Source organism: Microbacterium sp. Bi121 (assembly GCF_918698005.1).
Taxonomy (GTDB): Bacteria; Actinomycetota; Actinomycetes; order Actinomycetales; family Microbacteriaceae; genus Microbacterium.
Genome location: NZ_CAKKLJ010000005.1, coordinates 327,113 through 339,165, shown reverse-complemented (window position 1 = coordinate 339,165; position 12,053 = coordinate 327,113). Strand labels below are relative to the sequence as shown.

Annotated in this window: 10 protein-coding genes; 9 read left to right on the top strand and 1 reads right to left on the bottom strand. The window is 68.6% G+C overall.

Translation table 11 applies throughout. The features are described from left to right. The 3 genes from infB to LQZ87_RS10630 form a co-directional block, all read left to right on the top strand. Positions 1-2,408: translation initiation factor IF-2 (infB, locus tag LQZ87_RS10640; RefSeq protein ID WP_230103437.1), on the top strand; the 2,408-nt coding region annotated here is incomplete at its 5' end. Between the two features lie 60 nt (positions 2,409-2,468). After that, positions 2,469-2,903 carry a 30S ribosome-binding factor RbfA gene (gene rbfA, locus LQZ87_RS10635; RefSeq protein WP_230103436.1) on the top strand — a complete coding sequence of 145 codons (435 nt, stop codon included), beginning with the start codon at positions 2,469-2,471 and terminating at the stop codon, positions 2,901-2,903. 85 nt (positions 2,904-2,988) lie between these two features. Then, on the top strand, positions 2,989-5,199 hold the full coding sequence (locus tag LQZ87_RS10630) for a helix-turn-helix transcriptional regulator (RefSeq protein ID WP_230103435.1): 2,211 nt from the start codon (positions 2,989-2,991) through the stop codon (positions 5,197-5,199). A 5-nt stretch (positions 5,200-5,204) separates the two neighbouring features. On the opposite strand, the gene LQZ87_RS10625 is transcribed toward LQZ87_RS10630, so the two are convergent. After that, on the bottom strand, positions 5,205-6,104 hold the full coding sequence (locus LQZ87_RS10625; protein WP_290368262.1) for an A/G-specific adenine glycosylase: 900 nt from the start codon (positions 6,102-6,104) through the stop codon (positions 5,205-5,207). A gap of 77 nt (positions 6,105-6,181) precedes the next feature. Here LQZ87_RS10625 and LQZ87_RS10620 point away from each other — a divergent pair, with 77 nt between their 5' ends. From LQZ87_RS10620 to LQZ87_RS10595, 6 genes are all read left to right on the top strand, one after another. Then, entirely contained in the window at positions 6,182-6,823 is a 642-nt protein-coding gene (locus tag LQZ87_RS10620; RefSeq protein ID WP_230103434.1) for a hypothetical protein, read from the top strand. Between the two features lie 35 nt (positions 6,824-6,858). Next, positions 6,859-7,752, top strand: coding sequence for a tRNA pseudouridine(55) synthase TruB (truB, locus tag LQZ87_RS10615; protein ID WP_230103433.1), 894 nt, complete (start codon positions 6,859-6,861; stop codon positions 7,750-7,752). Next, a complete protein-coding gene (locus LQZ87_RS10610) occupies positions 7,749-8,117 on the top strand; it encodes a hypothetical protein (RefSeq protein ID WP_230103432.1) in 369 nt (122 codons plus the stop codon). The genes truB and LQZ87_RS10610 overlap by 4 nt, the downstream gene beginning before the upstream one ends. 46 nt (positions 8,118-8,163) lie before the next feature. Continuing rightward, complete coding sequence (locus LQZ87_RS10605) at positions 8,164-8,604, top strand: hypothetical protein (RefSeq protein ID WP_230103431.1); 441 nt, start codon at positions 8,164-8,166, stop codon at positions 8,602-8,604. Next, positions 8,601-9,557 (top strand): bifunctional riboflavin kinase/FAD synthetase, encoded by a 957-nt coding sequence (locus LQZ87_RS10600; RefSeq protein WP_230103430.1) that lies wholly within the window; start codon positions 8,601-8,603, stop codon positions 9,555-9,557. The genes LQZ87_RS10605 and LQZ87_RS10600 overlap by 4 nt, the downstream gene beginning before the upstream one ends. Before the next feature lie 149 nt (positions 9,558-9,706). Further along, positions 9,707-11,842: a DEAD/DEAH box helicase gene (locus LQZ87_RS10595; protein WP_230103429.1), complete on the top strand. Its 2,136-nt coding sequence runs from the start codon at positions 9,707-9,709 to the stop codon at positions 11,840-11,842. Positions 11,843-12,053 lie beyond the last annotated feature (211 nt).

The window sequence follows — 12,053 nt, the reverse complement described above, 5'->3', positions numbered from 1 at the left end:
CTGCCCCGGAGGCCGCGGCTCCCGCCGCCCCCGCAGCCGGCACCCCGGCTCCGTCCGCCGACAAGGACGCACCGAAGCCCGGTGCGCCTCGCCCCGGCAACAACCCGTTCTCGTCCTCGCAGGGCATGGGCCAGCGTCCCGCCGGTCCCCGTCCTGGCAACAACCCCTTCGCCTCTGCGCAGGGGATGGGCCAGCGTCCGACGCCGGGCAACATCCCGCGTCCGCAGGCTCCCCGCCCCGGTGCGCCCCGTCCGGGTGCTCCGCGTCCGGGCTCGCCTCGTCCCGGCGCCCCCCGCGGCGGTCAGGGCGGTCGCCCAGGTGCTCCGTTCCAGCAGCGTTCGGGTGGCCCAGGCCGCCCGGGCGGCGGTCCGGGTGCAGGCGGCCCCGGTGCACGTCCTGGTGGCGGCTTCGCAGGTCGCCCGGGTGGCGGCGGTGGCCGCGGCCGCGGACCCGGTGGTGGAACCGCAGGCGCCTTCGGCAAGGGAGGCGGCAAGTCCAAGCAGCGCAAGTCGCGTAGGGCGAAGCGGCAGGAATTCGAGATGCGGGATGCCCCCGTCGTCGGTGGCGTCAACGTCACCCGCGGCAACGGGGAGACCATCCGCATGCGCCGCGGCGCATCGATCTCGGACTTCGCGGACAAGATCGAGACGCTGACCGGATACACGGTTCAGCCCGGAACCCTCGTCACGATCCTCTTCAACCTCGGCGAGATGGCCACGGCCACCGAGTCGCTGGACGAGGCGACCTTCGAGGTCCTCGGTGAAGAGCTCGGCTACAAGATCCAGATGGTCTCGCCCGAGGACGAGGACAAGGAGCTCCTCGAGGGCTTCGGTCTCGACCTCGAGAAGGAGCTCGACGAGGAAGACGAGGGCGACCTCGAGATCCGTCCTCCTGTGGTCACCGTCATGGGTCACGTCGACCACGGTAAGACCCGACTGCTCGACGCGATCCGCAAGACCAACGTCATCGAGGGCGAAGCCGGAGGCATCACCCAGCACATCGGTGCGTACCAGGTCTGGACCGAGCACGACGGCCACGAGCGCGCTGTCACGTTCATCGACACCCCGGGTCACGAGGCCTTCACGGCCATGCGTGCTCGTGGTGCGCAGGTCACCGACCTCGCGATCCTCGTGGTCGCAGCCGACGACGGCATCATGCCGCAGACGGTCGAGGCGCTGAACCACGCCCAGGCGGCGAACGTGCCGATCGTGGTCGCGGTGAACAAGGTCGACAAGCCGGAGGCGAATCCCGCCAAGGTGCGTCAGCAGCTCACCGAGTACGGTCTGGTCGCCGAGGAATACGGCGGAGACGTCATGTTCATCGACGTCTCGGCTCGCCAGGGCACCGGAATCCAGGAGCTCCTGGACGCCGTGCTGCTCGTCGCAGACGCGGGCCTCGACCTCACCGCCAACCCGAACAAGGCTGCGCGTGGTGTCGCCATCGAGGCCAAGCTCGACAAGGGTCGCGGTTCGGTCGCAACCGTCCTCATCCAGTCCGGAACGCTGCGCGTCGGCGACTCGATCGTCGCGGGAACGGCCTACGGTCGCGTCCGGGCGATGGCTGACGAGAATGGCGAGGCCGTCGAAGAGGCGGCGCCTTCCCGTCCGGTCCAGGTGCAGGGTCTGAACTCCGTGCCCCGTGCCGGCGACGTCTTCATCGTCACCGAGGAAGACCGCATGGCCCGTCAGATCGCCGAGAAGCGTGAAGCCGTCCAGCGCAACGCCCTGCTGGCCAAGGCCCGCAAGCGCATCTCGCTCGAGGACTTCACCCGCGCTCTCGAAGAGGGCAAGGTCGAGACGCTCAACCTCATCATCAAGGGCGACGTGTCCGGTGCCGTCGAGGCGCTGGAGGAGTCGCTGCTCAAGATCGAGGTCGACGACTCGGTGCAGCTGCGCATCATCCACCGCGGTGTCGGTGCAGTGACCGAGTCCGACGTGAACCTGGCGACGATCGACAACGCGATCATCGTGGGCTTCAACGTCCGCCCCGACCCGAAGGCCCGTGAGGCCGCGGCCCGCGAAGGCGTGGACGTGCGCTTCTACTCGGTCATCTACGCGGCGATCGACGAGATCGAGAGCTCCCTCAAGGGCATGCTCAAGCCGGAGTTCGAAGAGGTCAAGTCGGGTGTCGCCGAGATCCGCGAGGTGTTCCGCTCCTCGAAGTTCGGCAACATCGCGGGTGTCATCGTCCGCTCGGGCACGATCACCCGAAACGCCAAGGCCCGTGTCATCCGCGATGGCGTCGTGCTCGCCGATGGCCTGGCCATCGAGTCGCTGCGCCGCTTCAAGGATGACGTCACCGAGGTGCGTACGGACTTCGAGGCCGGCATCGGCCTCGGCAAGTACAACGACATCCAGATCGGCGACGAGATCGAGACGACCGAGATGGTGGAGAAGCCTCGCGGCTGATCCGATCGATCGTGAGGGGCGCCTACGGGCGCCCCTCATTCGTCACAAGAGGAGAAGGAAATGGCTGGAGAACGACAGGCCCGTCTGGCGGACCGCATCCGCGTCATCCTGGCAGAGCGTCTCGAGAAGGGACTGCGCGACCCGCGCCTGGGCTTCGTCACGCTCACCGACGTGCGCGTCTCCGGTGACCTCCAGCACGCGTCCGTCTTCTACACCGTGCTCGGCACGGAAGAGGAGCGCGTCGCCAGCGGAGCCGCACTGGCGTCCGCGACGGGGATGCTCCGCAGCGAAGTCGGCCGTCAGCTGAGCACGCGTCTGGTGCCGACGTTGGAGTTCATCCCCGATGCGCTCCCGGAGAACGCAGACAACATCAGCGCACTGCTGCGTCAGGCGCAGGAGCGGGATGCCGAGGTCGCCAAGCTCGCATCATCGGCGCAGCACGCCGGCGATGCCGACCCGTACCGCGTCGAGCCGACCGACGACGAAGAGCGCTAGCCGTATCACCCCTCCCTTGATACCCTGAACGGCACTGTCGGCATGCCGGCGGTGTGCGATCAGGATTTCGGGGGGAATCGATCCGGTGACGACGGTGTGGCAGGACGACCTGCGGCTCGGACAGCATTCGACCGATGAGCGCGAGCTCACGGCCGACATCGCGGCCGGACTGCTGTCGGACGAGCTGCCTACGGCTCCGCACGTCATCACCCGTCTGCTGCGCGGACTGAACGGCGACGTCCTCGCCGTGCGCGAAGCAGCAGCGGCACTCTCGGGCGCTCATCGCTCCGGTCAGCGGATGCTCCCATCCCCGTTGCCGCTGGTGCCGTCGATCGAGGGTGCTTTCTCCCGCGTCGCTTTGGACGCGGATACGCGCGCGGTCCTGCTGACGGCGGCGCTGAGCATCGATGACCGCGTCGAGCCGCTGCTCGACGCGTGCGGCTGCACCGCCGATGAGCTCCTGCAGGGCGGTCTCGCCGAGCACCTGACAGCATCCAACGGCCGGTTCGCTCTTCACGATCCGCGAATGGGCATATGGCTCGATCACACGGCCGCACCGCTCGAGTCGGTGAATGCGCACGCGCGGTTGGAGCGTGCGCATCGAGAGCACGGCAACCAGGCGGCCGCGGACTGGCATGCGGCCCGCGGCGCTGTCACGCGTCGCCCTGAGGTGTCGCGCGCGTTGACCACCGCGGCCAGGGAACTGAGCCTGCTCGGTTCGATGGAATCGGCGTTCGCGTTCGCGACTGCCGCGGCCGAGCACGCGGATGACCCGCAGCGCGAGACGGCACGTCTGATCGCCGGGACGTCTGCGGCAGCGGCGGGATGCTTCGACGACGCGAACGAGCTGCTGGCGGGGCTCCTCCAGAGCGAAGACGCGGCCACGCGCATCGGCGCACTCCCCGGCGTGCTCCTGGCGCAGACCTGCGCGCGCGGATGGGTACCCGCGCTGGAACCGGCCGAACTGCGCCCGCAGGTCTCGGATGCTCACCACTGGTGCGCTTGGGCGCGGACGGCAGGGCTGGCCGCGCTGATGTGCGCCGAGCGCGGCGCGACGCCGGCCATGCGCACCTGGCTGGCCGAGGTCCGCGAGGCGGACGCTCGCGCCGGCGCCGGGGGCGAAGTGCGCGACCCGACGGCCGCACTGTGCTGGATGCTGACGGGGGACGCCGACGACGCGAAGCCGTACGCCGATGGGCCGTTCTCCGGGACGATGAGCGCAGCGCTGCGAGCTGCTGTCACGGGCGATGTCGACGAGGGGCTCCAACTGATGGCTGGCACTCACACGAGCCTGATCGATGAGCATGACCCGCTGGTACCGGGCTTCGAGCACAGCCCGCTCGTCGAGGCGTATCTGGCCGTGACGGAGTCGCTCCTGCTGTTCTGGCGCGGCGACATCGAGGTGGCGCGGGAGCGTCTATCGACGGCGTCCCTGTCGCTGCCTGTCGGCATCCCGTTCGCCGGACTCGGTGCGACTCTGGCCCAGCGCCTGGACACCGCGACGCTCGGAGCACCCGGTCCGCTGTCGCAGGCGCTCACGGTGACGCTGCCGGACGGCATCCGGATCGACGGCCTCGTTGACGCCGGCTTGAGCGCCTACCTCGACGGCGAGTCCGAGCAGGCTGCCACCGATCTCGCGCTGTGGCGGGACCGCGGAGCTCCTGAGCCTGCCCTGTCGGTCGCCGGGCTCGAAGAGGTCGGGCCGTTCGTCGACCGGGTGCGCGTCGAGCCGCCGGAGTCGAGCGAGGCCCGTGAGCTCATCCACCGCATCCGCAGTCTCCCTGAGACGTCGTGGCGCCACGCCCACTCGGAGATCTCCGAGGCGTGCCGTCGCCTCGGTTCCTCCTTCGACCGGGGCAGGGTCGAGGCTCTGCTGGGCTCCACCTGCCTGCTCCATGGCGATCTGGCGGCAGGTCGCCGCCATCTGCGGGCCGCGCGGCGCCTGTTCGACGATTCGGGCGCGCACGCATGGCGCGATGCGATGGACGCGCGGATGTCGCGACTCCACGTGGCGCAGGCGGCAGCGAGCGACCCGATGACCGATCCGATCACAGTGATACGCGACGATGACCCGCTCGCGGCAGGGCGCGCGGCGTGGGAGACGCTCCTCACCCAGCGCGAACTGGAAGTCGCGATGCGGGTGGCCGCCGGCGGTGAGAACCGTGAGATCGCGAAGGCGCTCGACGTCTCCGTCCGCACGGTCGAGGTTCATGTCGGCCGTCTCTTCGACAAGCTCGGCGTCCGCAATCGTGTCGAGCTCGCTGTGATGGCGCATCGCGCAGGCCGGGTCTTCTGAAGCGGTCAGCGCGGCAGGCGCAGCATCCCGTCGATCGCCTCGGCGAGGCCGTCAGCGATCAGCGAGTCGATGGCGCGATCGCGCTGGGCGGCATCGGCCCAATCGTGGATCACGCTCGCAAGGGGAACACCATCGGCGACAGCACTGCGCAGCTCCTTGAGAACCGCTCCTCTCGCCTGACGGTCCGAACCCTCGTATCGAGCCTGTCGCGGGCGGGCGTCGCCGGTGTCAGGGCGCCCCGCGGCGACCCACGCGCAGGAGTCGGCTATCGGGCACCGTTCGCATCGGGGCGTCCTGGACACGCAGACGATCGCACCGAGCTCCATGATGGCGGCGTTGAACACGGCGGACTCGGCGTCCGAGTCCGGTAGGAGCGCGGACATCGCGAGCAGGTCGCGGCGCGCGGCAGGACCGGGCTGCGATCGGCCGTCCACGGCACGCGCGATCACCCGGCGCGTGTTGGTGTCGACGACCGGATGCCGGTCTCCGAACGAGAAGGCGGCCACAGCCCGCGCCGTGTAGTCGCCGATGCCTGACAGAGCGAGCAGCGCAGGGACGTCCCGGGGCACCTCGCCGCCGTGCCGCTCGGTGATCTCGATCGCGGCACGGTGCAACCAGAGCGCCCGGCGCGGATAGCCGAGGTTAGCCCACTCGTGCACGACCTCAGCCGGCGTCGCCTGCGCCATCCTCGCCGGCGTCGGCCAGCGGTCGAGCCACGCCTCCAACCGCGGGATCACGCGGGTGACCGGCGTCTGCTGCAGCATGAACTCGCTCACCAGCGTGCCCCATGCGCCGTAGCGGTAGTGGAACTCGGGCCTGCGCCACGGCAGGTCTCTGGCGTTCTCGCGATACCAGTCCGACAGCTCTGCGGCCAGATGCACAGGGGGTGTCGAACGGAGAGTCACCTCGTTAGCCTATGTGGAGCGCTCGGCACAGGACGCCGAGGGGATGGGCGCTCCGGGGGGAAGCAGAGGAGTTCCGCGTGTCACGCAGAACAGCAGGCCCAGTCATCCTCGCAGCGCTGAGCGCGCTGCTGCTCGCGGGATGCGCAAGCGCGACGACCGATCCGGGTGCGACGTCGAACCCGACGCCGACTTCGACGGTCGGCGAACCATCGTCCGAACCATCTCCGATTCCCGAACCGTCCCTGGATCCCGACGATCCGGCGACCTGGCCCGTCACGGCCGCGGGCATCGGCCCGATCGAGACCGGTGGAGACTTTCAGGAGACTCTCGCCGAGCTTCCCGACTCGTGGAACAACGACGAGAACTGCTCCTGGGCCGCATGGTGGAACGCTGATGACAACAGTTACTCGATGAGTTTCGTCCGCGGAACGGAGTCGGATGACGCGCCGATCGTGCTGGCGTCGGCATCCGCCGCGGATCCTGTGACGGCAGGGGTCGGGCCGCGCACCGAGGAGGGCCTCGGCATCGGGTCGACGAAGGACGAGGTGCTCGCGCAGTATCCGGATGCGAGTGAGGGAGATGCGCCGATCGGCGACGGCACCTGGCTCAGCGTCCCCACGGACGGCGCGACCATGTTCTTCGAGTACTACACCGGAGACCAGGCGAACGCGGTGACCGTGACCACGCTCGAGGCGCCTCCGTACGAGACCTGCGGCTGACACGAGGTCGCGCTCTGCCTCGGTAGGCTGGGGGCATGGTCTCACCCGGCATCCTTCTCGTGGACAAGCCCGGTGGGCTCACCAGCCACGATGTCGTCGCGCGGACGCGCCGTGCGTTGGGCACGCGCAAGGTCGGCCACGCCGGCACGCTCGACCCGATGGCCACCGGCCTGCTCGTGCTCGGCATCGAAGGAGCGACGCGGCTTCTGACGTACATCGTCGGCGCGGACAAGACCTACCTCGCCACCATTCGCCTCGGTCAGGCCTCGACCACGGACGACGCCGAGGGCGAGATCACCGTGCGTGCCTCGGCCGAGGACGTGGATGCCGTGACGCCCGTCCGGCTGGCGGACGGGATCGCCGCCCTCACCGGCCCCATCTCGCAGGTGCCGAGCTCCGTGTCCGCGATCAAGGTCGACGGGAGGCGCGCGTACGACCGTGTACGCGCCGGCGAAGAGGTCGAGCTCAAGGCGCGGGCGGTCACCGTCTCGCGGTTCGAGGTCCTCGCCGAACGTCGCGGAGACGGCCTCCTGGATCTCGATGTGGTCGTGGACTGTTCGTCCGGCACGTACATCCGCGCGCTCGCACGCGACCTGGGGGAGGCCCTGGGCGTCGGCGGGCACCTGACGGCGTTGCGGCGCACCAGGGTCGGACCGTTCGACGTCGCGGATGCTGCTGATATCGAATCCCTCGAGGGCGCGAGCACGCTCACGGCTGCTGAAGCCGCGGCGAGAGTGCTCGACCGACTGGACGTGTCCGCACAGGAGGCTCGCGATCTGCGCCACGGCAAGCGACTCGTCGATCACGCGGAACGGCTGCGAGGCCGGCAGGCCGCGGCGATCGACGAGGACGGCGTCCTGGTCGGCGTCGTCGAACGTCGTGGCCGCGACCTCAAGAGCGCGATGAACATGCCGGAGGAGACTCGGTGATCCTGTGGTTCACGAACGTCCAGATCGTCGTGGCGGTCGCAGCGGGGCTGTTCGCCGTCATCGCCGGGCTCATGGGCCGACGCCCGAGCGACTACACGGTCGGTGCGCTCGCGCTGGTCGAGGTTCTCCTGATCGTGCAGGTCGTCATGGCGATCATCGCCCCCTTCGCGGGCAATCTGCCCAGTGGCGACCTGCTCGAGTTCTGGGTGTACCTGGTCTCTGCGGTGCTGCTGCCCATCGGCGGTGTGATCTGGGCGCTGCTCGAGCGCAGCAGGTGGAGCACCGTCATCCTCGGCGTCATCGCCTTCGCCATCGCGATCATGCTGTGGCGCATGGAAGTTATCTGGACGGTCCAGGTCGCCTAGCGCCCGGCATCCGGCGGCATCGCGCGCGCTTAGGATGGAAGACGCTATGACCACCACCGAAACCCGACAGCGGATGACCGGCATCGGCCGCGTTCTCGTCATCGTCTACGCGGTCATGGCGCTCGCCGCCACCGGCCGGAGCTTCGTGCAGATCATCCGCCGGTTCGACGAGGCGCCGCTCGCGTACTCGCTCTCGGCTCTCGCCGCCGTCGTCTACATCATCGCGACGCTGGGTCTCGTTCTGGCCGGCCGGCGCGGCTGGTACAGCGTCGCGTGGGTGGCGATCGTCTTCGAGCTCGCCGGCGTCCTCATCGTCGGCGCTCTCAGCCTGACGGCCCCGGAACTCTTCCAGCACGACTCCGTGTGGTCGGTCTTCGGCCGCGGGTACCTGTTCATCCCGCTCGTCCTGCCGATGTTCGGCATCTGGTGGCTGCGTACGCATCGCCCCGTCGCACGCACGACGGCTCCTGCAGAGGTCATCGCGTGATCGTCTTCCGTGGCCCGAGCGAGGTACCGGCGGACTTCGGGAGTTCGGCCGTCGCGATCGGCAAGTTCGACGGCGTGCACGCTGGACACCGGGCTGTCATCGAGCGCTTGAAGGCGGATGCCGCGGCATCCGGTGCACGCTCCGTGGCCGTGACGTTCGATCGCAACCCGCTCGCGCTTCTGCGCCCCGAACTGTGCCCTGACAACGTCGTCTCCACCGATCGCAAGCTCGAGCTCCTCGGAGGTCTCGGCTTGGACGCCACGCTCTTGCTGACATTCGACAGCGAACTCGCTTCGCAGTCGCCCGAGGCGTTCGTCGAGCAGATCCTGGTCGGCGCTCTGCATGTGTCGACTGTTCTCGTCGGAGAGGATTTCCGGTTCGGCCATCGGGGTGCCGGGACGCCCGAGCTGCTTCGAGAGCTGGGGCCGCTGTACGGATTCACCGTCGACGTGGTCGATGACGTGTACCTGGAGGGTTCGGACCGGCGCGTCTCGTCGAGCTGGATCCGCGAGCTTCTCGCTGAAGGTGATGTCGCGACGGCGGAGCGTGCGCTCGGTCGCGCCGTCGACGTCCGTGGAGAAGTGGTGCACGGCCTCAAGCGCGGGCGCGAGCTCGGATTCCCCACGGCGAACCTGTCGGAGACCGTCGACGCTTTCGTCCCGGCCGACGGCGTCTACGCCGGCTGGCTCGAAGATCACGACACGGGCATCCGGTATCCCGCTGCTGTCTCGGTGGGAACGAACCCGACCTTCGACGACGTGCTCGTGCGTCAGGTCGAGGCGCACGTGATCGACGAAGACGCGCTCGACCTGTACGGTCACGACGTGACGGTGGAGTTCACGCAGCGCCTCCGCGGCATGGTCGCCTTCGAGGGAATTGACGCTCTGATGGTCCAGATGACAGCGGATGTCGACGCCGCGCGCGCGATTCTGGGCTCAGATGCTCTAGGATGAGTGTGGTTCTCGACGTTGCTGCTGCGGATTTCGCGCATCGCTGAGCGCGAGAACGACGTCCGCACGGTCCTGGCTCACGCCACACGCGGGCGACTCGTACGGCACGGACCGCCTCCGACGGCGATCCGGTATTCACGCTCAGGAGGAGCATGCCGACTTCGGCAACTGCCGCGACGCGGCGCAGGAAGACATCTCGTCGTGATGACGAGGCCCCGCTGATCCCGATCCTGGCCCGCAAGGTCCGCGAGATCGAGGCGAAGGCACAGCGCGGCAAACTCGGCCCGACGAACAGGGTCAAGTTCCAGGTGATCGCATTCCTGGTGCGCGAGGAGCGCGCCAGGGTGAAGACGGATGACGCGTTCAGCGACTCCGCGCGCGCCGAGCTGCTCAAGCGGCTCGACGGCGTGGCGACGATCCTCGCGAAAACCGCAGCACGCGACACCTCGCTGATCCAGCTGCTCGAGGCCGATCAGGCCACGAGTCCAGTCGCGAAGCGCATGCGCCGCGATTGGCTGCTCGAGTCGGGTGCCGAGCTGGCGCCCGAGGAGCTCATCATCACGGACATCGCTCCCGTGCAGACCCCCGTCGTGCCGGCCGCTCTCGCCGAGAAGCAGGTGACGCCCCCATCGGTCGAGTCCCGCCAGCTCGCGAATCCCTTCCTCGCCCCCGATCTCACCCCGCGACCCGCGACCACTCCGCGTCGTCGCTTGGACGGGTGGGAGCTCATGGGCCCGCTGTACAAGGCTTTCGAGACGGGGGCCGGAGGTTCGTCGGCGACGATGGAACTGCCGCCGCTGCCCGAGTACGACCACATCTCGCCCAAGGGGCTCGAGGTGATGGTGCACCAGTCCCGCTTCCTCGAAGCGGTGCGCGCCGGTCACCGCAGCTTCTTGCTGGCGGACGAGCCCGGCCTCGGCAAGACGGCGCAGTCCGTGCTCGCAGCATCCCTCGCGGACGCATACCCGTTGCTGGTCGTCGTCCCGAACGTCGTCAAGATGAACTGGGCGCGCGAGGTCGAGCGGTGGACACCGCAGCGCCGTGCGACAGTCATCCAGGGCGACGGCACCGACATCGACGCGTTCGCCGACGTGTTCATCGTCAACTACGAGATCCTCGATCGGCATCTGTCGTGGCTCGGTTCGATCGGCTTGAAGGGCATGGTCGTCGACGAGGCGCACTTCATCAAGAACCTCTCGTCGCAGCGTTCGCAGAACGTGCTGGCGCTGGCCTCCCGGATCCGGGAGCACACGCGCAACCCGCTCATGATGGCCCTCACCGGGACTCCGTTGATCAACGACGTCGAGGACTTCGACGCGATCTGGCGGTTCCTTGGGTGGACGACGGGAGACAAGCCGGGCTCCGAGCTGATGGGCAAGCTGGATGCCACCGGCCTCACGCCGGCGGACAAGGCGTTCTACGGTGAGGCGCGAGACGCCGTCATCTCGATGGGCATCGTCCGGCGCAAGAAGAAGGACGTCGCCGCCGATCTGCCGGACAAGCTGATCGCCGACCTGCCAGTGCAGCTGGACGACGAGTTCGGCCGCGGCATCCGTCAGGCGGAGCGCGAGCTGGGCGAGCGCCTGGCAGCCAAGTACCGTCGCATCATCGAGGCACGTGGCGACCGCGGGCTAGCCGAGGGCGAGATCGACGAGGACATCGTCCGTCTCGTCGCGCACAACGAGCTCGAGGAGTCGAGGGCCGCTGGCACCGGTGGAGACAACGTCTTCACGATGGTGCGCAAGATCGGTCAGGCCAAGTCCGTCCTCGCCGCCGACTACGCGGCGCAACTGCAGCGCTCGGTCGGCAAGGTCGTGTTCTTCGCCAAGCACATCGATGTCATGGATCAGGCCGAGGCGCACTTCGCGTCATCCGGCATCCGGTACGTCTCGATCCGAGGCGACCAGACGACGCCCGCTCGTCAACAGGCGATCGACGATTTCAACGGCGACGAGAGCGTCGGCATCGCGGTGTGCTCGCTCACCGCAGCCGGTGTCGGGCTCAACCTGCAGGCGGCGTCCAACGTCGTGCTCTCCGAGCTCAGCTGGACCGCGGCCGAGCAGACGCAGGCGATCGACCGTGTGCACCGCATCGGCCAGGACGAGCCGGTCACGGCGTGGCGGATCATCGCCGCGCACACGATCGACACCAAGATCGCGGAGCTGATCGATCAGAAGCAGGGCCTCGCTGCCCGCGCTCTCGACGGCGAGGCAGTCGATGAGACGGCGAGTGAGCCCGTGCAACTGGCTGCTCTGATGCATCTGCTGCGCGAGGCGCTCAGCATCTGAACCACACGGATTCGCCCGCAAGAATCGTCATTCTTGCGGGCGAATCCGGTGCCTATCGGACGGTTGACCGTGGAACGCGCCCATCCCGTCGAAAGCGGGTGCAAGATCGGGCATTCTCGCGCCTCGTGAATGGCATCCGGCACTGATGCCCACTAGGGTCGAGAGCAGGCAGCGTCGCCGATTCCCCCACCCGAAACGTCCGAAGGCATCA

Coding starts and splice junctions, on each gene's coding strand:
- rbfA (WP_230103436.1), top strand. CDS start 2,469: ATGGCTGGAGAACGACAGGCCCGTCTGGCGGACCGCATCCGCGTCATC.
- truB (WP_230103433.1), top strand. CDS start 6,859: ATGGTCTCACCCGGCATCCTTCTCGTGGACAAGCCCGGTGGGCTCACC.
- LQZ87_RS10605 (WP_230103431.1), top strand. CDS start 8,164: ATGACCACCACCGAAACCCGACAGCGGATGACCGGCATCGGCCGCGTT.
- LQZ87_RS10595 (WP_230103429.1), top strand. CDS start 9,707: ATGCCGACTTCGGCAACTGCCGCGACGCGGCGCAGGAAGACATCTCGT.